This window comes from Kocuria oxytropis, assembly GCF_040981195.1.
GTDB lineage: Bacteria > Actinomycetota > Actinomycetes > Actinomycetales > Micrococcaceae > Kocuria > Kocuria oxytropis.
Window position 1 is genome coordinate 298,302 of sequence record NZ_JAVFXA010000001.1, and the last position, 18,681, is coordinate 316,982.

18 protein-coding genes and 1 riboswitch are annotated in these 18,681 nt (G+C 73.9%); of the genes, 10 read left to right on the plus strand and 8 right to left on the minus strand.

The window, feature by feature from the left end; translation table 11 throughout:
- Positions 1-2: 2 nt before the first annotated feature.
- From paaB to QYM41_RS01410, 6 genes are all read left to right on the plus strand, one after another.
- Positions 3-320 (plus strand): 1,2-phenylacetyl-CoA epoxidase subunit PaaB, encoded by a 318-nt coding sequence (paaB, locus tag QYM41_RS01385; protein ID WP_368797940.1) that lies wholly within the window; start codon positions 3-5, stop codon positions 318-320.
- Positions 317-1,144 (plus strand): 1,2-phenylacetyl-CoA epoxidase subunit PaaC, encoded by an 828-nt coding sequence (gene paaC, locus QYM41_RS01390; RefSeq protein WP_368797941.1) that lies wholly within the window; start codon positions 317-319, stop codon positions 1,142-1,144. The genes paaB and paaC overlap by 4 nt, the downstream gene beginning before the upstream one ends.
- A 13-nt stretch (positions 1,145-1,157) precedes the next feature.
- Positions 1,158-1,697, plus strand: coding sequence for a 1,2-phenylacetyl-CoA epoxidase subunit PaaD (gene paaD, locus QYM41_RS01395; RefSeq protein ID WP_368797942.1), 540 nt, complete (start codon positions 1,158-1,160; stop codon positions 1,695-1,697).
- Complete coding sequence (gene paaE, locus QYM41_RS01400; protein WP_368797943.1) at positions 1,697-2,857, plus strand: 1,2-phenylacetyl-CoA epoxidase subunit PaaE; 1,161 nt, start codon at positions 1,697-1,699, stop codon at positions 2,855-2,857. The genes paaD and paaE overlap by 1 nt, the downstream gene beginning before the upstream one ends.
- Positions 2,858-2,941: 84 nt before the next feature.
- The gene (locus tag QYM41_RS01405; protein WP_368797944.1) at positions 2,942-3,718 is read left to right on the plus strand and encodes an enoyl-CoA hydratase/isomerase family protein; all 777 of its coding nucleotides are present in this window, start codon (positions 2,942-2,944) and stop codon (positions 3,716-3,718) included.
- Between the two features lie 119 nt (positions 3,719-3,837).
- Complete coding sequence (locus tag QYM41_RS01410; protein WP_368797945.1) at positions 3,838-5,820, plus strand: M13 family metallopeptidase; 1,983 nt, start codon at positions 3,838-3,840, stop codon at positions 5,818-5,820.
- A 72-nt stretch (positions 5,821-5,892) separates the two neighbouring features.
- Here QYM41_RS01410 and QYM41_RS01415 read toward each other — a convergent pair whose 3' ends face one another.
- From QYM41_RS01415 to QYM41_RS01425, 3 genes are read right to left on the minus strand one after another with little or no spacing between them, the layout of a single operon-like run.
- Positions 5,893-6,243: a DUF4190 domain-containing protein gene (locus tag QYM41_RS01415; RefSeq protein WP_368797946.1), complete on the minus strand. Its 351-nt coding sequence runs from the start codon at positions 6,241-6,243 to the stop codon at positions 5,893-5,895.
- A 31-nt stretch (positions 6,244-6,274) separates the two neighbouring features.
- Complete coding sequence (locus QYM41_RS01420; RefSeq protein ID WP_368797947.1) at positions 6,275-7,819, minus strand: DUF2142 domain-containing protein; 1,545 nt, start codon at positions 7,817-7,819, stop codon at positions 6,275-6,277.
- Positions 7,820-7,823: 4 nt separating this feature from the next.
- Positions 7,824-8,630 carry a carbon-nitrogen hydrolase family protein gene (locus QYM41_RS01425; RefSeq protein WP_368797948.1) on the minus strand — a complete coding sequence of 269 codons (807 nt, stop codon included), beginning with the start codon at positions 8,628-8,630 and terminating at the stop codon, positions 7,824-7,826.
- 297 nt (positions 8,631-8,927) lie between these two features.
- On the opposite strand from QYM41_RS01425, the gene QYM41_RS01430 reads away from it, so the two are divergent.
- Both QYM41_RS01430 and QYM41_RS01435 read left to right on the plus strand, forming a co-directional pair.
- Positions 8,928-9,314: a YidH family protein gene (locus QYM41_RS01430; RefSeq protein WP_368797949.1), complete on the plus strand. Its 387-nt coding sequence runs from the start codon at positions 8,928-8,930 to the stop codon at positions 9,312-9,314.
- A 2-nt stretch (positions 9,315-9,316) separates the two neighbouring features.
- Positions 9,317-9,676 carry a DUF202 domain-containing protein gene (locus QYM41_RS01435; protein WP_368797950.1) on the plus strand — a complete coding sequence of 120 codons (360 nt, stop codon included), beginning with the start codon at positions 9,317-9,319 and terminating at the stop codon, positions 9,674-9,676.
- A 163-nt stretch (positions 9,677-9,839) separates the two neighbouring features.
- On the opposite strand, the gene QYM41_RS01440 is transcribed toward QYM41_RS01435, so the two are convergent.
- The 5 genes from QYM41_RS01440 to QYM41_RS01460 all read right to left on the minus strand — a co-directional run bounded on the left by QYM41_RS01440 (position 9,840) and on the right by QYM41_RS01460 (position 14,806).
- Complete coding sequence (locus QYM41_RS01440) at positions 9,840-11,126, minus strand: adenylosuccinate synthase (protein WP_368797951.1); 1,287 nt, start codon at positions 11,124-11,126, stop codon at positions 9,840-9,842.
- A 401-nt stretch (positions 11,127-11,527) separates the two neighbouring features.
- Positions 11,528-12,025, minus strand: a complete 498-nt coding sequence (locus QYM41_RS01445; protein WP_368797952.1) for an SRPBCC family protein — start codon at positions 12,023-12,025, stop codon at positions 11,528-11,530.
- Between the two features lie 3 nt (positions 12,026-12,028).
- Positions 12,029-12,382: an ArsR/SmtB family transcription factor gene (locus QYM41_RS01450; RefSeq protein WP_368798140.1), complete on the minus strand. Its 354-nt coding sequence runs from the start codon at positions 12,380-12,382 to the stop codon at positions 12,029-12,031.
- Positions 12,383-12,428: 46 nt separating this feature from the next.
- Positions 12,429-13,823: a hypothetical protein gene (locus QYM41_RS01455; RefSeq protein WP_368797953.1), complete on the minus strand. Its 1,395-nt coding sequence runs from the start codon at positions 13,821-13,823 to the stop codon at positions 12,429-12,431.
- Positions 13,820-14,806 carry a glycosyltransferase gene (locus QYM41_RS01460; RefSeq protein ID WP_368797954.1) on the minus strand — a complete coding sequence of 329 codons (987 nt, stop codon included), beginning with the start codon at positions 14,804-14,806 and terminating at the stop codon, positions 13,820-13,822. Before QYM41_RS01460 ends, QYM41_RS01455 begins: the two co-directional genes overlap by 4 nt.
- Positions 14,807-15,010: 204 nt before the next feature.
- A riboswitch (SAM riboswitch) is annotated at positions 15,011-15,117 on the plus strand.
- 71 nt (positions 15,118-15,188) lie between these two features.
- Here QYM41_RS01460 and QYM41_RS01465 point away from each other — a divergent pair.
- Entirely contained in the window at positions 15,189-16,115 is a 927-nt protein-coding gene (locus QYM41_RS01465) for a methylenetetrahydrofolate reductase (protein ID WP_368797955.1), read from the plus strand.
- Positions 16,116-16,253: 138 nt separating this feature from the next.
- On the plus strand, positions 16,254-18,659 hold the full coding sequence (gene metE, locus QYM41_RS01470; protein ID WP_368797956.1) for a 5-methyltetrahydropteroyltriglutamate--homocysteine S-methyltransferase: 2,406 nt from the start codon (positions 16,254-16,256) through the stop codon (positions 18,657-18,659).
- The last annotated feature ends 22 nt before the right edge of the window (positions 18,660-18,681 follow it).

Genomic DNA, 18,681 nt, shown 5'->3' on the forward strand with positions numbered 1-18,681 from the left:
GCATGAGCGAGAACACCGTGAGCCCGATCGGGACCCCCTCGGACGAGTGGCCCCTGTGGGAGGTGTTCGTGCGGTCCTCGCGCGGGCTCTCCCACGTCCACGCCGGATCCCTGCACGCCCCGGACGCCACGATGGCGGTGCGCAACGCCCGGGACCTGTACACCCGCCGCAACGAGGGGACCTCCGTGTGGGTCGTGCCCTCCGCGGCCATCACGGCCTCGGACCCCGACTCCAAGGGCGGCTTCTTCGAGTCCGCGCAGGGCAAGAGCTACCGCCACGCCACGTACTACACCAAGAGCGAAGGGGTGAAGCACCTGTGAGCTACGCATCCCACGAGTCCGCGACCCGGCAGAGCGCGGGCGAGGCGATCACCGCGGAGGACATCCAGGCCGGCGGCGCGAAGGCTCCCGAGGACGTGGCCCGCTACGCCCTCGCCCTGGGCGACGACGCCCTGATGCTCGCCCAGCGCCTCGGCTGGTGGATCGCCCGGGCCCCGGAGCTCGAGGAGGACATCGCGCTGGCGAACATCGCGCTGGACCTGCTCGGGCACGCCCGGTTCTTCCTCACCTACGCGGGCACCGCGTGGGGCAAGACCGAGGACGACCTCGCCTACTTCCGCGACGAGGAGGAGTTCCGCTCCTGCCGGCTCGTGGAGCAGGAGAACGGCGACTTCGGGCAGACCATCGCCCGGCAGCTGATCTTCTCCTACTACCAGTACGAGCTCTACCGCCGCCTGGTCCGCTCCACCGACCCGACGCTCGCGGCGATCGCGGACAAGGCGCTCAAGGAGATCGAGTACCACCAGGACCACGCGAGCCAGTGGATCCTGCGCCTGGGCCTCGGCACGGAGGAGTCCCGGCGCCGCGTCCAGGCCGGGCTCACCTACATGTGGCCCTACGTGGACGAGCTGTTCCACGACGACGAGCTCGTCCGGTCCCTCGGCGACGTCGCCGTGCTCCCGTCCTCCCTGCGCGCCGACTTCGACCGGCGGATCACCGCGGTGCTGGACGAGGCGGGGCTGTCCGTGCCCGAGGTCCTGGGCGCGTGGGGCGGCGACCGCTCCGGGCAGTTCAGCGAGCAGCGCGGGCACATTCTCGCCGAGATGCAGGTGCTCGCCCGCCAGCACCCCGGCGCCACCTGGTGAGGAGGCGGTGACGATGACCGATCACGAGCAGGCGGGCGGCACGCAGGTCACCGGCCGGGAGCTGCGCCCCCGGGACGAGGCAGCCGGCCGTGTCTGGGACGTCGCCGCCACGGTCAACGACCCGGAGATCCCCGTGCTCTCCATCGCCGACCTCGGCATCCTGCGCGGCGCCCGGGTCGAGGACGGGCGCGCCGTCGTCGTCATCACCCCGACCTACTCCGGGTGCCCCGCGATGGAGACCATCACCACGGACGTCACCCGGGCGCTCAACGCCGAGGGCTGGGACGACGTGCGGGTGGACCTCGTGCTGCAGCCGGCCTGGACCACGGACTGGATGAGCGAGGACGGCAAGCGCAAGCTCGACGCGTACGGCATCGCCCCGCCCACCGGCCGGGCCGCCGCCGGCCCCGTGCGGCTGGGGCTCGCCGTCAAGTGCCCGCGCTGCCACTCCCTGAACACCCGCGAGCTGACCCGCTTCGGGTCGACCGCGTGCAAGGCGCTCCACGTCTGCAACGAGTGCCTGGAACCCTTCGACTACTTCAAGGTGCACTGATGACCGAGATCACCGCTCCCGCCCGGCGCCGGGCCACGTTCAACACCCTCCAGGTCTCCCAGGTCCGCAAGCTCACCGCGGACTCCGTCGAGGTCGCCTTCGCGGTGCCCCCGGAGCTCGTGGACGACTACGACTACCTGCCCGGCCAGTACGTGGCGCTGCGCGCCCGGATCGACGGGCAGGAGGTCCGCCGGTCCTACTCGATCTGCGCGGAGCCCCGGCCGGGCGAGATCCGGGTGGCGATCAAGCAGGACATCGGCGGGGTCTTCTCGACCTGGGCCAACAGCTCCCTGAAGGCCGGCGACACGCTCGACGTCATGAACCCGCAGGGCGCGTTCATCTCCAAGCTCGGGCTCACGAGCATGAATGACCCCGAGAGGCTCGCGGCCGAGGAGGTCGCCAAGAACGCGTCGGTCCACCTCGTGGCCTTCGCCGCGGGCTCCGGGATCACCCCGATCATGGCGATCGCCAAGGCCGTGCTGCGCGCCTCGGAGACCTCCACGTTCGACCTCGTCTACGCGAACCGCTCCGCCATGGAGGTGATGTTCGCCGAGGAGCTCGGGGACCTCAAGGACAAGTACCCCTCCCGCCTGGCGGTCCACCACGTGCTCTCCCGCGAGCAGCGGATCAGCCCGCTGATGTCCGGGCGGATCGACGCCGACAAGCTCAAGGACATCCTGGACGAGGTCCTCCAGGTGGAGCGGACCGACGAGTGGTTCCTGTGCGGGCCGTTCGAGCTCGTGCAGCTGTGCCGGGACACCCTCGCCGAGCGCGGCGTCCCGGAGGAGAAGATCCGCTTCGAGCTCTTCAGCACCGGCCGCCCCGACACCCCGCAGGGGCAGCAGGGACGCGTGGTCCCGGAGGACCCCTCGGGCGAGCGCTACGACATCACGTTCACCCTCGACGGGCTCTCCTCCTCCATCGAGTCCCCGAAGAACGCCCAGGAGACCGTCCTCAACGCCGCCCTGCGGGTGCGCCCCGACGTCCCGTTCGCGTGCGCCGGCGGGGTCTGCGGCACGTGCCGGGCGAAGGTGGTCTCCGGGGAGTTCGTGATGGAGGAGAACTACGCCCTCGAGCAGGACGAGATCGAGAAGGGCTACGTGCTCACCTGCCAGACCCGTCCCACCTCCGAGCAGCTCACCGTCGACTTCGACGCCTGAGCCGCGCACCCGGGGCCCGGCACCGCCCAGGTGCCGGGCCCCGGGCGCGCCGACCCCCGTCCCCCACCGCACCGAGGAGCAGCAGTGATCGACCTGACCATCGACGGATCCGTGGCCGAAGTGGTGCTCAACGCGCCCGGGAAGATGAACGCCCTGGACGAGGCGGCGCTCGCCGAGCTCGGCGACGCCTACGCCGAGGCCGCCCGCGCCGGGGTCCGGGCCCTCGTGCTGCGCGGCGAGGGCCGCGGCTTCTGCGCCGGCCGGGACATCTCCGCCGTGGACCCCGCGAGCGACGACGCCCACGGCTACCTGGCCGGGAAGGTCACCCCGCTGCTGCGCGCCATGACGCAGTTCCCCGCCCCGACGTTCGCCGCCGTGCAGGGCGCGTGCCTCGGCGTGGGACTCGGCCTGGCGATCGCCACGGACGTGGTCTACGTCGCGGACACCGCCAGGATCGGCTCCCCGTTCGCGAAGCTGGGCGCGACCCTCGACTCCGGCGGGCACGCCCTGTTCACGGAGCGGCTCGGCGCCCACCGGACCCTCGACCTCATCTACACGGCCGAGCTGATGAGCGGCCAGGAGGCCGTGCGCTCCGGGCTGTTCAGCCGCTCGGTGCCCGCCGAGGAGCTGCTCGAGCTCACCCGCGCCAAGGCGGCGGCCGTGGCCGAGGGCGCGACCGGCGCGTTCCTCGCCTCCCGCGAGCTCGTGGCCCAGATCCGCGACGAGCGCCTGGGGCTGTGGGAGTCCGTGGACAACGAGAACCGGGTGCAGGGCGAGCTGTGCCGCAGCGCCGACTACGCGGAGGGCTTCGCCGCGTTCCAGCAGAAGCGCGCACCGCGCTTCACCGGCGCCCGGGGCTGACCCGCCCCACGGCGCCGCCCCTGCCGCCGCGGGCCCCGGGACGTCCCCGGGGCCCGCGGGCGTTAAGCGGTCGGGGAACAGCCCGCCCGCCCCGCCCCGCGCCGGTTAATGTGGTGGGCATGACATCTACGGTGACCTCTTCGGTGTTCGACCTCTCCGGCTTCGACCGCTCCGTCCGCCCCCAGGACGACCTCTACCGCCACGTCAACGGCACGTGGCAGCGCCGGACCGAGATCCCCGACGACAAGCCGTCCGTGGGCGCGTTCATCGAGCTGCGGGACCAGGCGGAGGCCGCCGTGCGCGAGCTCATCACCCGGGCCCGGGCCGGGGACCCGGACGCCGTGGAGTCCAAGATCGCGAACCTCTACGCCTCCTTCATGGACGAGGAGCGGATCGAGGCCCTCGGCGCCTCCCCCCTGGCCCCGGACCTCGCCGAGGTCGACGCCGTGGCGGACGTGCCCGGTCTGGTGCGCCACCTCGGCCGGATGATCCGGCGGGGCACGGGAGGGCTCGTGGGCATCGACGTGGACGCCGATCCGGGCGACCCCGAGCGCCAGCTCGTGTTCGTGGGCCAGGCCGGCCTGGGCCTGCCGGACGAGGAGTACTACCGGGACGACCAGCACGCGACGATCCGCGGGAAGTACCTCGAGCACGTGCGGACGATGCTGTCCCTGGCAGGGGTCGAGGACGCCGAGGCGCAGGCCCGTGCGGCCGTGGACCTCGAGACGCGGATCGCCTCCCACCACTGGGACAAGGTCACGGTCCGCGACCTCACCAGGATGTACAACCCCATGGGCTTCGAGGAGCTCGCGGCCTCCGGCGCGGTCCTCGACTGGCGGCTGCTGGCCGAGGGCGCGGAGCTCCCCGCGACGGCGCTGGAGACGGTGGTCAACGCCCAGCCGTCCTTCTTCACCGGGGTCGAGGAGCTGCTCACGGACGAGCTGCTCCCGGCGTGGCGGTCCTGGGCGCGCTGGCACCTGGTCTCCGCCCGCGCCTCCTACCTGTCCTCCGCGTTCGTCGAGGAGGACTTCGCGTTCTACGGCACCGTGCTCTCCGGCACCCCGCGGCTCAAGGACCGCTGGAAGCGCGGGGTGGAGCTGGTCAACGGCGTCCTCGGCGAGGCCGTGGGCGAGCTCTACGTCGCGGCGCACTTCTCCCCCACCGCCAAGGAGCGGATGGACGAGCTCGTGGCCAACCTCCTGGAGGCCTACCGCGTCTCGATCACCGGCCTGGACTGGATGACGGAGCAGACCCGGCAGGAGGCGCTCAAGAAGCTCTCCCAGTTCACCCCGAAGATCGGCTACCCGGAGCAGTGGAAGGACTACTCCTCCCTGCGGATCGACCCGGCGGACCTCGTGGGCAACCGGATCCGCACCACGGAGTTCCGCCTCGCGGAGCTGGTCCGCAAGGCCGGCCGGCCGGTGGAGAAGCACGAGTGGCTCATGACCCCGCAGACGGTCAACGCCTACTACCACCCGCTGCGCAACGAGATCGTCTTCCCGGCCGCGATCCTGCAGCCGCCGTTCTTCGACGAGGACGCCGACGACGCCGTGAACTACGGTGCGATCGGCTCCGTGATCGGCCATGAGATCGGCCACGGCTTCGACGACAAGGGCTCCACCTGCGACGGCGACGGCCGGCTGCGCAACTGGTGGACCGACGCCGACCGGCAGGCCTTCGAGGAGCGCACGGCGGAGCTGGTGCGCCAGTACGACCGGCTGGTCCCGGAGCAGCTGGCGGAGGAGGGCACGCACGTCAACGGCGAGCTCACCCTGGGGGAGAACATCGGGGACCTGGGCGGACTGACGATCGCCCATAAGGCGTGGCGGATGTCCCGGGAGGCCGGCAGCGCCTTCGGGCCCGGGGAGCTGATCGACGGCTACACCCCCGAGCAGCGGCTTTTCCTGTCCTGGGCCTACGTGTGGCAGCAGAAGTCCCGGGACGAGGCGCTGCGCCACCGCATCGCCACCGACCCGCACTCGCCCAACGAGTTCCGGGCCAACCAGGTGGTCCGCAACGTCCCGTCCTTCTACGAGGCCTTCGCGGTCGAGGAGTCTGACGCGCTGTGGCTGCCCGAGGCGGAGCGCGTCAGCATCTGGTGAGCCGGCGCCGGGGGTCCGTGCAGGGCCCCCGGCCCAGCCTCCGCGGCCGGAGGTCCGTGCGGGACCCCAGGGTCAGCCGCCGCCGGAGCTGATCACGAACACCACGGCGGCCAGCCACAGCACGAGGGCGAGCACGAAGACCCCGAGCAGGACGGTCCCCACCCAGCCGAGCACCCGCCCGGGCGTGGCCGGCGTGCCGAGCTTCTCGGCCTCGTTGGCCTGCCAGATCGCGAAGGGGCCCAGCAGCGGCAGCACCACCACGCTGAGGATGCCGAGGATCAGCGCGGTGTCGGCGTGGCTGCGTCCCGCGGCGAAGCGCTCCCAGGACGGGGGCGGACCCCACGGGGGCGGCGGGCCGCCGGCGGGGGGCAGGCCGCCGGGGCGGTCCGGGGGCGGCGGGACGTCGGGGCGGTCGTGGTCCACGGGGTCCTCCAGGGCTGGTCGGCGGCGTCGGTCAGGGAAGCGCGTAGTGGCCGGTGATGTGGACCACGGTGGCGTAGCCGGCCATCGCGAGCACCACCGACAGCGGCACGAGCACCAGGATCGTGGTGTCCACCCGGCGCAGCGCCGCCGGTCCGGCGGGGAACCGGGCGTGCACCAGCGGCACCAGGGTCCCGAGCAGCAGCAGGGCCAGCGGGACGAAGTACCGGCCCTGCACACCGTTGACGATCCCGGACTCCACCGGGGCGAAGCTCAGGTACAGCGTGCCGAAAATCGCCGCGACGTTGAGCAGCAGCACCGCCGCGAACCACACCGCGACCCGGCGGGAGGCGGCGGTGCGCGGGCCGTGGAAGAACGCGGCGCCCACGGCCACGAGCCAGCAGACCGCGCCGACGAAGGGCCCGTCGATGGTCCTGCCGGGCCCGTAGCCCATCTGCCCGACGAAGCCGGCGGCGTAGTCCCAGTCCGCGATCAGGATCGTCCGTGCGGCGATCCCCAGGACGGCGACCGGCTCGCCCAGCACGAAGGCCAGCTGGTCGCCGGGCCGCACCGTGTGCCGCTCCTCCGGCCCGCGCAGCGCACCCATCGCCTCGGTGGTCCCGGCGGCCAGGGACATCCAGACCGCGAAGCCCAGCAGCGTCAGCAGCAGGCACCCGGTGAGCACCAGGGACGCGGCCACCGGCCGACCGTCCCGGCGGCGGGGCAGGGGATACTTCCGCAGCGGGACGGCCAGCAGCAGCAGGGACAGGATCACGTAGGTGGGCTTCATCAGCGGGAGGGCGACCGCGCTCGCGAGCACGGTGCCCAGTTCCGCCCGGGTGAGGGGCGCCCCGGAGCGGTCCAGCACGGTGGCGCGCAGCACGATCGCCGTGAACGCCAGGACCACGGCGTTCGTCACCGAGTCCGCGGAGATCACCGCCGACTGGAAGAGGGCGGTGGGCAGCAGCGCCACGCAGAAGCCCACCCAGAGGAAGCGGGTGCCGCGCAGGGCCCAGAGGCCCACGGACGCGACCGCCGTGTAGGCGAGGACCTGCAGCATCCGCATCAGCGTCCAGGCGGTGCCGATGTCCAGCTCCGCCGCGGTGGCGATCCGCGCCCCCAGCGCCGAGGGCAGGTAGGGGACGGGCGAGTACGCCGCGGTGTTGGAGAACGAGGTCAGCACGTGCTCCCCCGCCAGGGGCGCGTCCAGCGCCCGCGCGCGCTCCTCGGTCGCGGTGTACAGCGGGTCGGAGTTGCGCTCCTTGGACCGCGGCGCCCCACCGTGCTCCGCCATGAACTCCTGGGCCGTGGCCGGCACGGCCCCGCCGTAGACCGGATAGGGCCCCTCGTCGGGGAGCCGCTCGGGGGCGAAGCCGCCCTGGGAGACCTGGTAGGCGCGCTTGAAGTGGGTGTGCTCGTCCGGGCCCCAGGCCGACGGCACCATCAGGGCGAAGACCGTCCCGAACAGCAGGGACAGCCCCGCGAACAGCGCCACCACGGTCCGGGGCCGCGGACCGGGGACCTCCGCGACCTCCGTGGCCTCCGGGGTCTCCGCGGGGGACAGCACCGCCGTGGCCACCGCCTCAGTCCTCGTCCGGGGGCAGCAGCTCGGCGGGACCGAACCGGCGGTTGGCGAGCACGGGCACGGTCCGGCGGACCTCGGCGATGCGCTCCCGGGACACCTCAGCGCTCAGCACCGTCTCCTCCTGCCCGGCCTCGGCGACCACCACGCCGAGCGGGTCCAGGACCGCGGAGCGGCCGACCGTGTGCTCGGAGCAGGTGTCCGCGGCCGCGACCCACACCGTGTTCTCGATCGCGCGGGCCTTGAGCAGCGCCTGCCAGTGGTCCACCTTGTGCTCGCCGGCGAACCAGGCGGCGGGCACGGTGAGCAGCTCCGCCCCGGCGTCGACCACGGCCCGGCAGATCTCGGGGAAGCGCAGGTCGTAGCACGTGATCATGCCGACCTCGAGCTCGCCGATCCGCACGACCGTCACCCCCTTGTCCCCCGGGCGGATCCGGTCGGACTCCCGGTGGCTGAAGGCGTCGTAGAGGTGGAGCTTGCGGTACGTGCCGAGGATCGCGCCCTGCGCGTCCACGGCCACGAGCGTGTTGTAGGGGCGCCCGTCGGCCGAGCCCTCGTAGCCGCCCGCGATCACGGCCACGCCGGTGCCCGCGGCCAGGAAGGACAGCTGCTGGACGAACCCGGACCAGCCCTCCAGGACGAGGGTCTCGAAGTCCTCCCCGATCAGCCGCTCGGCGAACATGGCCTCCTCCGGGAACACCACCAGCTCCGCGCCGCCGGCTGCGGCCTCCTCGGCCTGCCGGCGCATGGTCGCCAGGTTCTCGGTCGTCTCGGCGGTCGGTGCGAACTGTCCGACGGCGATCTTCACGGGTGTCCTCCTCGGCGGGTCACGGCTCGAGCTCCCACTGTAGCCGTGACCGGTGCCGCGCCCGGGACCGGTCCCGCGCCCGGGGGTGTGCCCGGTGCCGTGCCCGGCATGACGACGCACGCCGGGACGGTGCCGGGCCCGTCCCGGGCCGGGCAGCGCGCCCGGGACGGGTGCCGTGCCCACGACGGGAGCCCTACCCGGGACGGGGCAGTGCCCGGGACGGGGCAGTGCCCGGGACGGGTGCCGTGGCCGTGGCAGGATGGGGGCCGACGTGACCGCGCGGACGAAGGGCAGACGATGGGCGAGCAGTCCGGCACCCCCGGGCGGCGCCGGCTGACAGAGCGGGTGCTCGGCGGCGGGGAGGACCCCGACCCCCGGTTCACGCTGGCCAACGAGCGCACGTTCCTGGCCTGGATCCGGACCGCGCTCGCGTTCCTGGCCGGCGGGATCGCCATCGAGGCGTTCACCGCCGACATCTTCGAGGAGGGCGTCCGGACGTTCCTCGCCGTCGTCCTGCTGGTGCTGAGCATGCTGGTCAGCGCGGGCGCCACGTTCCGCTGGATCGGGGTCGAGCGGAGCATGCGGCGGCAGACCCCGCTGCCCCTGCCCGTGATCGCGCCGGTGCTCGCGGTGGGCGGGGCGATCGCGGCGGGTGTGCTCGTCGTCGTCGTCCTGCAGGGCTGACGGTGCCGCGCCCCCTGATGCCGGGCCCGCCGGGTCCCCCGCGGCCGCCGCACGGAGACCCCGGGCTGCAGCCGGAGCGCACCACGATGGCCTGGGGGCGCACCCTGATGTCCTTCGTGGTGGTCTCGGCGGTCTTCCTGCGCTGGCTGCCGCACCACGGGCCGTTCGTGCTCGTGCTGTTCGGGCTGTCCGTCCTCACGGCCACCGCCATCTACCTCACGCAGCGCCCCCGCTACGCCCGCAGCGCCCGGGGCATCGCCGAGGAGCGCACCGAGCCCGAGGTGGGCGCCGTGCTGGCCACCACGGCCGCGATGCTCGCCCTCGGCGGCCTCGGCCTCTGGGTGGTCCTGGTCCTGGTCTGACCCCTCCCCTCCCCTCGCTCCGCACGCTCCTCTCGCACGCGAGGTTGCAGGTGCCGGCGACCGAGGCCGCTCCGGTCGCCGGCACCTGCAACCTCGCGTGCGGGGCGGAGCGGAACGGGGCGGGGCGGGGCGGGGCGCGGGGGGCGCGGGGGCGCGGGGGCGGTCAGTCGATGAGGTCGCGCACCACGATGGTGTCGTCGCGGTCCGGGCCCACGCCGATCGCGGACATCCGGGTGCCGCTCATCGACTCGAGCGCCTCGACGTAGGCCCGGGCGTTCGCCGGCAGGTCCTCGAGGGTGCGGCAGCCGGTGATGTTCTCCTCCCACCCGTCGAAGTGCTCGAAGACCGGCTTCGCGTGGTGGAACTCGGTCTGGGTCATCGGCATCTCGTCGTGCCGCACGCCGTCGACGTCGTAGGCCACGCAGACCGGGATCCGCTCGATGCCGGTGAGGACGTCGAGCTTGGTGAGGAAGTAGTCGGTGAAGCCGTTGATCCGGGAGGCGTGGCGGGCCATCACGGCGTCGTACCAGCCGGTGCGGCGGGGACGGCCGGTGTTGACGCCGAACTCGCCGCCGGTGGTGCGCAGCTGCTCGCCCATCTCGTCGAAGAGCTCGGTGGGGAACGGGCCGGCGCCCACCCGCGTGGTGTAGGCCTTGATGATGCCGATCGCCCGGGTGATCCGGGTCGGTCCGATGCCCGAGCCCACGGACGCGCCGCCGGCCGTGGGGTTGGAGGAGGTCACGAACGGGTAGGTGCCGTGGTCCACGTCGAGGAAGGTGGCCTGGCCGCCCTCCATGAGGACCACCTTGTCCTCGTCGAGGGCCTGGTTGAGCAGGTAGGTGGAGTCCACGATCATCGGGGCGAGCCGGTCCGCGTAGCCGAGGAAGTACTGCACGACCTCCTCGACGTCGATGTCGCGGCGGTTGTAGAGCTTCACGAGCAGCTCGTTCTTCTGCCGCAGCGCGCCCTCGATCTTCTGCCGCAGGATCGACTCGTCCAGCACGTCCTGCACGCGGATGCCGAGCCGGCCGACCTTGTCCATGTAGGCGGGCCCGATGCCGCGGCCCGTGGTGCCGATCGCCCGCTTGCCGAGGAAGCGCTCCGTGACCTGGTCCATCGTCTGGTGGTACGGAGCCACCAGGTGGGCGTTCGCGGAGATCCGCAGCCGGGAGGTGTCCGCCCCGCGGGCCACGAGGCCGTCGATCTCCTCGAAGAGGGCCTGGGGGTTGACGACGACGCCGTTGCCGATCACGGGGACGGCGTTGGGGCTGAGGATGCCCGCCGGCAGGAGCTTGAGCTCGAACTTGTCCCCGCCCACCACCACGGTGTGCCCGGCGTTGTTGCCGCCGTTGGGCTTGACCACGTAGTCCACCCGGCCTCCGAGCAGGTCGGTGGCCTTGCCCTTGCCCTCGTCGCCCCACTGGGCGCCGACGATCACGATTGCTGGCATTGAACGACTCTCCTGCCTGGATGACACGGGACCTCTCCCGCGGGACCCGGCGCAGGCGCTCCCCGGCCGGGCACGACAACGCCCCTGCGTCGGCCCGCTCCCGTCCGCACGCCCGACACGGCGCGGCGTCGGCAGGAGGAGACCCAGGGGCTCGTACCGTCCAAGTCTAGCGGCCCGTGACCCGGGGCACGCACTCCGGCGCCGCCGTGGTGCTGACCGCGGTCGCCGTCCCGGCGCTGCTCGCGGCGCCCGACGCGGCCGTCGACGGCGCGTCCCGGACGCTCCGGTCCCCGGCCCTCCTCGGCGGGATCGCCCTGCCCGGCCCGCTCGACGACGAGCGGGCCCGGCCGCCCGTGGCGGCCGGGCCGGTGCCGCTCACCGCGGTCGCCGCGCGGGCCGGGTCAGGCCCCGTCCCCCGCGGGATGCCCGGCCAGCAGCTCCTCCAGCCGCTCGTAGCCCTCGGCCATGCCCTTCTCCATGCCGGAGCCGACCATCCCGTCGCGGGCCTCCTGCGAGGCGTGCACGGTGTGCCCGAGCAGCCGGCACCGGCCGCCGCCCAGGTCCTCGAAGCGCAGGTACTCGAGGTCGACCGCGTCGGGCCAGCCCTCGTACTCGAAGGTCTGCACGACCAGCTCGTTCTCGCGCACCGTGTGGAAGACCCCGCGGAAGGCGTACTCCTCGGTGCCGTCCCCGCCGTCCTGGACGAAGCGGTACGCGCCGCCGGCCCGGAACTCGAAGCCGTCGATCCGGGTGCGCAGCCCGCGCGGCCCGATCCACTGCCGGAACAGCTCGGGGTCCGCGTGGGCGCGGAAGACCTCGGCCACGGGGTGGTCGAACTCGCGCTCGAAGTCGATGAACGGCAGGCCGTCGGGGACGGTCAGGTGCAGTGCGTGTCCCATGGTTCAGTCCTGGGTGTGCTCGCCGCGGTCCGCGGCTCGGGTGTCGAGCACGGCGTCGAGACGGCGGAACTGCTCCTCCTGGACCAGCCGGTACCGGTCGATCCACGCGGTGAGCGCCTCGAGCCGTGCGGGGTCGAGGTGCACGGGCCGCCGCTGGGCGTCACGGGTGCGCGTGACGAGCCCCGCCTGCTCGAGCACCTGGATGTGCTTCGAGACCGCCTGCTTGGAGATCGCGAAGGGTTCCGCCAGTTCGGTGACCGTGGCCGGTCCCCGGCTGAGCCGGGCGACGATGCGGCGGCGGACCGGGTCGGCCAGGGCCAGGAAGGCCCTGTCGAGGAGGTCGTCGTCGGGGTCCACGGTGTTTGTCAACTGATTCCTTGATCAACCTGTTGGTTGTCAAAGTCTAGGACTCCGCCTCCGCCCGGGCAAGGTCCGCGACCGGATCGTGACCGGAGGGGGCGGCCGCGCTCCGGCCGGGGAGGCCGCGGGGCCCGGCCGACCCGGGCTCCGTGCGCTGCCGCACGGCGGCGGCGAGGCAGGCGGCCGTGACGACGGCCAGCGCGGCGGCCACCCCGCGGTTGACGAAGAACGCGTGGATCTGGGAGTGGTTGCTCAGCACCGTGTACCAGATGGGCACGACCAGGGCCGGCAGGGCCAGGACGGCGGCGGCGGCGCACCGGGCGGGTCCTCCGCGCCGCAGCGCCAGGGCCAGGCCCGCCCCCGCCGCGAGCAGGCACCCGGTCAGCACGAGCCCCGACGTGGGCACCATGTGCCACCAGTAGTCGACGTTCACGCGCACGCCCGCGCCGAACGCCTCGGAGACCCCGGCGTGGTCGCCCCCGGTCCGGTTCCCCACGTTGCGGCGGACCACCTCCAGGGTGGCCGGGACACCCAGGAAGGCGCCGGCGATGACCCACCGCGCGAGCCAGGTGACGGCGAAGGCGACCGGCCAGACCAGCCCGCCGAGCACCACCGCCACGAGGGTCGCGCGCAGCGCGCGGCGGTGGCACCACGTCACGGCGCCCACGGCGAAGGCGGACATCGCCCACGGCACGGCCGGTGTGGTGAGCAGGTCCACGAAGCAGAACAGCGCGGCGCCCAGGGCCACCCCGGAGTACGCCGCGCGGGGCGAGCGCCCCGCACCGGCGGCGGAGAGGAGCACGGAGAGGAACGCGAACGCGATGGAGATCGACTGGCTGAAGGACGTGGAGGGCGTGGACAGCAGGTTGGTGCCCACCACGTACGGGAGGACGAGGGCGAGCCCCACGGCGGTGGAGGTGCGGGCGCGGACGGCGAGGAACGCCCCGGCCAGGGCGGCCACCATGAGGGTCCCCGCGACGATCCGCAGGCCCTCGAGGCCCGTCAGGGCCAGCACGGGCCGCGTGAGCACGGTGTAGCCGGCCCAGTACTTGAAGTAGTCGTTGTCGGTGAGCACGGCCCCCTCGGAGATCGCCCGGAGCTGCTCCGGGCCCCCGCCGCACGTCGCCAGCCGGGGCATCCGCACCGCCCGGCTGAACGCGGACTCCTCCGGGGACGCGCCCAGGCCCGTGCCCGCCACCACGCACTCGGTGAAGGTGTCCGCGGGGGTGCCCATCCGGTCGACGGCGTCGATGGGTCCGTAGGTGCCGTCCTCGACCGCCGCCACGAGGTGCTCGACGACCGGCCGGTCCGGCACGGCCTGCCCCAGCGTCAGCAGCCCGAAGAGGGCGAACTGCAGGACCAGCAGCATCCCCAGCCCGTGCACCCAGGGCAGCAGGGGGACCAGCCGTGCCCGCAGCACCTCCCGTCCCGCGCTCACGGCTGCCGGTGCTCCGCGTCGCGGGGGCGGGCCCGGCCCGGGACGTCCCCGCCGTTCCAGGGAGGCGCGGGGAGGCGCAGGTAGAACAGCCGGGAGGTCTCCCGGCGGATCTTCGCCTGGCCGCTGAGGAGCACGCCCATGAGCAGGAACACCCCGGCGAGGAGCACGAGGGAGGCGGCCAGGAACGCCGTGGGGAAGCGGGGGACGAGCCCGGTGCCCGCGAACTCCAGGACCACGGGCAGGCCCAGGACCAGGCCCAGCACGAACAGGGCGGCGGAGACCGCGCCGGTGACGAGGAACGGGCGCTCGTGGAAGAGCAGCTGCCCGAAGATGCCCAGGATCCGGAAGCCGTCGTGGTAGGTCCGCAGCTTGCTCTCGCTGCCGGCGGGCCGGTCCCGGAATCCCACGGGCACCTCGGCCTGCGGCACCCGCGCGTTCACGGCGTGCACGGTCAGCTCCGTCTCGATCTCGAACTCGCGGGAGAGCGCGGGGAAGGACTTGACGAAGCGGCGGGAGAAGACCCGGTAGCCGCTGAGCATGTCCGAGACCCTGCGCCGGAAGGCGAAGCTGACGAGACCGTTGAAGAACCGGTTGCCGGTCTCGTGCCCCGAGCGGTACGCGGTGTCGGTGACCTGCCGGCGCACGCCGAGCACGTGGTCGTAGGGCCCGGAGAGCAGGGTGTCGATCATGGCCGGGGCGTCGGCGGCCTCGTAGGTGTCGTCGCCGTCGATGAGCAGGTAGACGTCGGCGTCCAGGTCCGCGAAGGCCCGCCGGACCACGTTGCCCTTGCCCTTCTCCTCCTCGTGCCGGACCTGGGCGCCGGCGCGCCGGGCTGCCTCGGCGGTGCCGTCGGTCGAGCAGTTGTCGTAGACGTGCACCTCGATGCCGGGCACCGCGGCGTGCAGATCGGCGACGACCTTCGCGATGGCCGCTTCCTCGTTGTGGCAGGGCACCACGGCCACGATGCGGGGGTCGGGGGTCATGGGCGCTCGTTCCTGGGTCCGGGGCGGGGGCCCGTCCATTATGCCGGGCGCCCGCGGGGCGCGGCGACGGGGCCGGGCCGCCCCGCTGCCGCTCGGTGTCCGTGTTGCGTCCTGTGACGCCGGGGTCGTCACAGTCGGCACCGGGGCGACTTCTGGGCTTGCGCACTTGGCAGCCCGGCGGGGCAGCCGCTGGAATGGGCCTTGCATCTATCCAGAGCGGCCGAGAGACCTGGCTCGTCGACGCCGCAGCAACCATCCGCGCCCCCGCCACGGGGTGCGCGGAACGGTGCTCCCGCCAGGACCGATGGAGCTGTCGCTTCCCTCCCGGGTCCGTCCCGGGCGGGTCGGCGCCCTCCCTCGGGGTGACCCTTGGAGGAAGAACGTGACACCACCACCCGTTGCGCGGCCGGCGCCGCCGTCCCTGTCCTACGAGCTCTATCCACCGCGCAGCGCCGCGAGCGCCGCCACGCTGCTGCAGACCATCGAGGAGCTCGAGCCCACCCGTCCCGACCACGTGTCGGTGACCTACAGCGGGGACCGGCGGCGCCGGGACAGCTCCCTCGCCCTGCTCGACCACCTCCTGGCCCGCACCTCCCTGCGACCCCTGGCGCACCTCACGTGCGTCGGCAGCACCCGGGCCGAGCTGGAGCGGACCGTGGCCACGCTCGTCCGCCGCGGCGTGCGCGGCGTCCTGGCCCTGCGCGGGGACCGGGACCCGGGAGCGGAGCCGGGCGAGCTCCGGCACGCCGGCGACCTCGTGGAGCTCGTGCGCGAGGTCGAGCAGCGCCACACGGCGTCGCTGGCGGCCGGCCGGCTCGCCGTGGGCGTGGCCGCCTATCCGACCCGGCACCCGGAGTCCCCCTCGTTCCGGCACGACGTCGAGGTGCTGCTGGCGAAGCAGCGCGCCGGGGCGGACTTCGCGATCACGCAGGTCTACTTCCGCCCGCAGCGCTACGAGCGCCTCGTCGCCGCGGCCCGCGCCGCCGGGGTGAGCATCCCGATCGTCCCGGGCATCATGCCGGTCACCGACCCCGGGCGGCTGCAGACCCTGTGCCGGCTGGCCGGCCTGGCCCCCCACCGGGGCCTGGCCGCCGCCCTGGAGGACGCCTCCGGCCCCGCCGAGCGGCACCGGGCCGGCGTGGCCTTCGCGGCGCGGCTGGCACGGGCCGCCCTGGACGCCGGCGCCCCGGGGCTGCACCTCTACACCTTCAACGAGCACCGGGCCGCGCTCGACCTGCTGGAGCAGGTGGACCTGCCGCGCGTCCCGCACGTGCCGGCCCCCCTCGACGAGCTGCTGCTCCCCGCCTGAGCCCCCGCCGCCCCGGCAGCACCGGCAGCACCGGCAGCACCGGCAGCACCGGCAGCACCGGACAGCGCAGCACCGCGCAGCACAGCACCGCACCGCACGACACCGCACGACATCCATGACCTCTGACAGGAGATCCGCATGAGCACCGTCCCGTTCCCCGCCGCCACCATCACCGGCTACCCCCGCATCGGCCGCCGCCGCGAGCTGAAGAAGGCCCTGGAGGCCTACTGGGCCGGGCGCTCGACCCGCGAGGAGCTCGAGTCGGCCGCCGCCGAGCTGCAGCTGGCCACCCACCGGCGGCTCGTGGCGCTGGGCCTCGGCGCCCGGGACTCGTCCCTGCCCGCCGCGTTCCCGCTCTACGACCAGGTGCTCGACACCACCGTGGCGCTCGGGGCGGTCCCGTCCCGCTTCGCCGACCTCGCCGACGCCGAGGGCCGGCTCGACCTCGACGCGAGCTTCGTGCTCGCCCGGGGCGACGCGGGCCGCGCCCCGCTCGAGCTGACCAAGTGGTTCGACACCAACTACCACTACCTCGTGCCCGAGATCGGCCCCGGCACCCCGTTCCGCGCCACCGCCGACCGGCTCGTGGCGGACGTCCGCCGCGCCGCGGCGCACGGGTTCACCGTCCGCCCGGTGCTCGTGGGCCCCGTGTCCTTCCTCCTGCTCGCGAAGGCCGACGACGACGCCCCCGCGGGCTTCGACCCGCTGCAGCGGCTCCCGGAGCTGCTCCCCGTCTACGCCCAGCTGCTCGGCGAGCTCGCCGCGGCCGGCGCGGACTGGGTGCAGCTGGAGGAGCCGGCGCTGGTCGCGGACCAGCACGTCCCGGCCGAGCAGCTCGCCGCGTCCGTGTGGGACGCCTACACGACCCTGGCCGCGGCGGCGGGCCGCCCGCAGCTGTTCGTCACCACCTCCTACGGCTCGCCCGGGCCCCTGCTGCACCCCCTGGCCTGCTCCGGGGTGGAGGCCGTGCACCTCGACCTCGTCCGGGGCGCGGCGCCGACCCCCGAGGAGTTGGAGCTCTTCCGGGGCGAGGACTCCGCCGTGCTCGTGGCCGGGGCCGTCGACGGGCACAACGTGTGGCGGGCCGACCTCGCCGCGCGGCTCGACCAGCTCGCCGAGCTGGCCCGCGGCGACGTCCGGCTGGCCGTGGCCTCCTCGACGTCCCTGTTCCACGTCCCGCACGACGTGCGCGAGGAGACCGGCCTGGACCCGCTGCTGCGGAGCTGGCTCGCCTTCGCCGACCAGAAGGTCGGCGAGATCGTCGTCCTGGCCCGCGGCCTGGCCTCCGGGCCGGAGGCGGTCGCGCAGCAGCTCGCCGAGGCCGCCGAGGCGCGGCGCACCCGGGAGAGCGCGGCGGGGGTCCGGGACGCGGCCGTCCGCGAGCGCGCCGGGGCCCTGACCGCCGCGGACATCGGCCGGGCGCCGGCGGAGGTCCGCCGGGCCGCCCAGGAAGGCCGGTCCTTCACGGCGTCCGGGCCCCTGCCGCCGCTGCCCACCACCACCATCGGCTCCTTCCCGCAGACCGCGCAGGTCCGGGCCGCGCGCGCCCGGCACCGGGCGGGGGCGCTCACGGACGCCGGGTACGAGCAGTTCCTGCGGGAGGAGATCGAGCGGGTCGTGCGGCTGCAGGAGGAGCTGGGCCTGGACGTGCTGGTGCACGGCGAGCCCGAGCGCAACGACATGGTCCAGTACTTCGCCGAGCACCTCGACGGCTTCGCGACCACCGTGCACGGCTGGGTGCAGTCCTACGGCTCCCGCTGCACCCGCCCCTCGATCCTGTGGGGCGACGTCAGCCGGGAGGGCGAGGGACTGCGCGGCGAGGCGTTCACGGTGCCGTGGATCGGCCACGCCCAGTCCCTCACCGACCGGCCGGTGAAGGGGATGCTGACCGGCCCGGTCACGATCCTGGCGTGGTCCTTCGTGCGCGACGACCAGCCGCTCGGGGAGACGGCGAACCAGGTGGCGCTCGCGCTGCGGGACGAGGTCGCGGACCTCGAGGCGGCCGGGATCGGGATCATCCAGGTGGACGAGCCGGCGCTGCGGGAGCTGCTGCCGCTGCGCCGGGCGGACCAGCCCGCCTACCTGGAGTGGTCGGTGGACGCGTTCCGGCTGGCCACCTCGGGGGTGCGGGACGAGACCCAGATCCACACCCACCTGTGCTACTCCGAGTTCGGCGAGGTGGTCGGGGCGATCGACGGCCTGGACGCCGACGTCACGAGCATCGAGGCCGCCCGGTCCCGGATGGAGGTGCTGACCGACCTCGAGGCCGCCGGCTTCTCCCGGGGCATCGGGCCGGGCGTGTGGGACATCCACTCCCCGCGCGTGCCCTCCCAGGAGGAGGTCGAGCAGCTGCTCGAGCGCGCCCTGGAGCACGTCCCGGCACGGACCCTGTGGGTCAACCCGGACTGCGGCCTGAAGACCCGCGGCTACGAGGAGACCACGGCGTCCCTGGAGCACCTCGTCGCGGCCGCCCGGACCGCGCGCGAGCGGGTGGCGCAGCCCGCCGGGCTGCCGCTGATCGTCCAGCACGGCGACCGCGGCTGAGCCCGGCCGGCCCGCGGGAGCC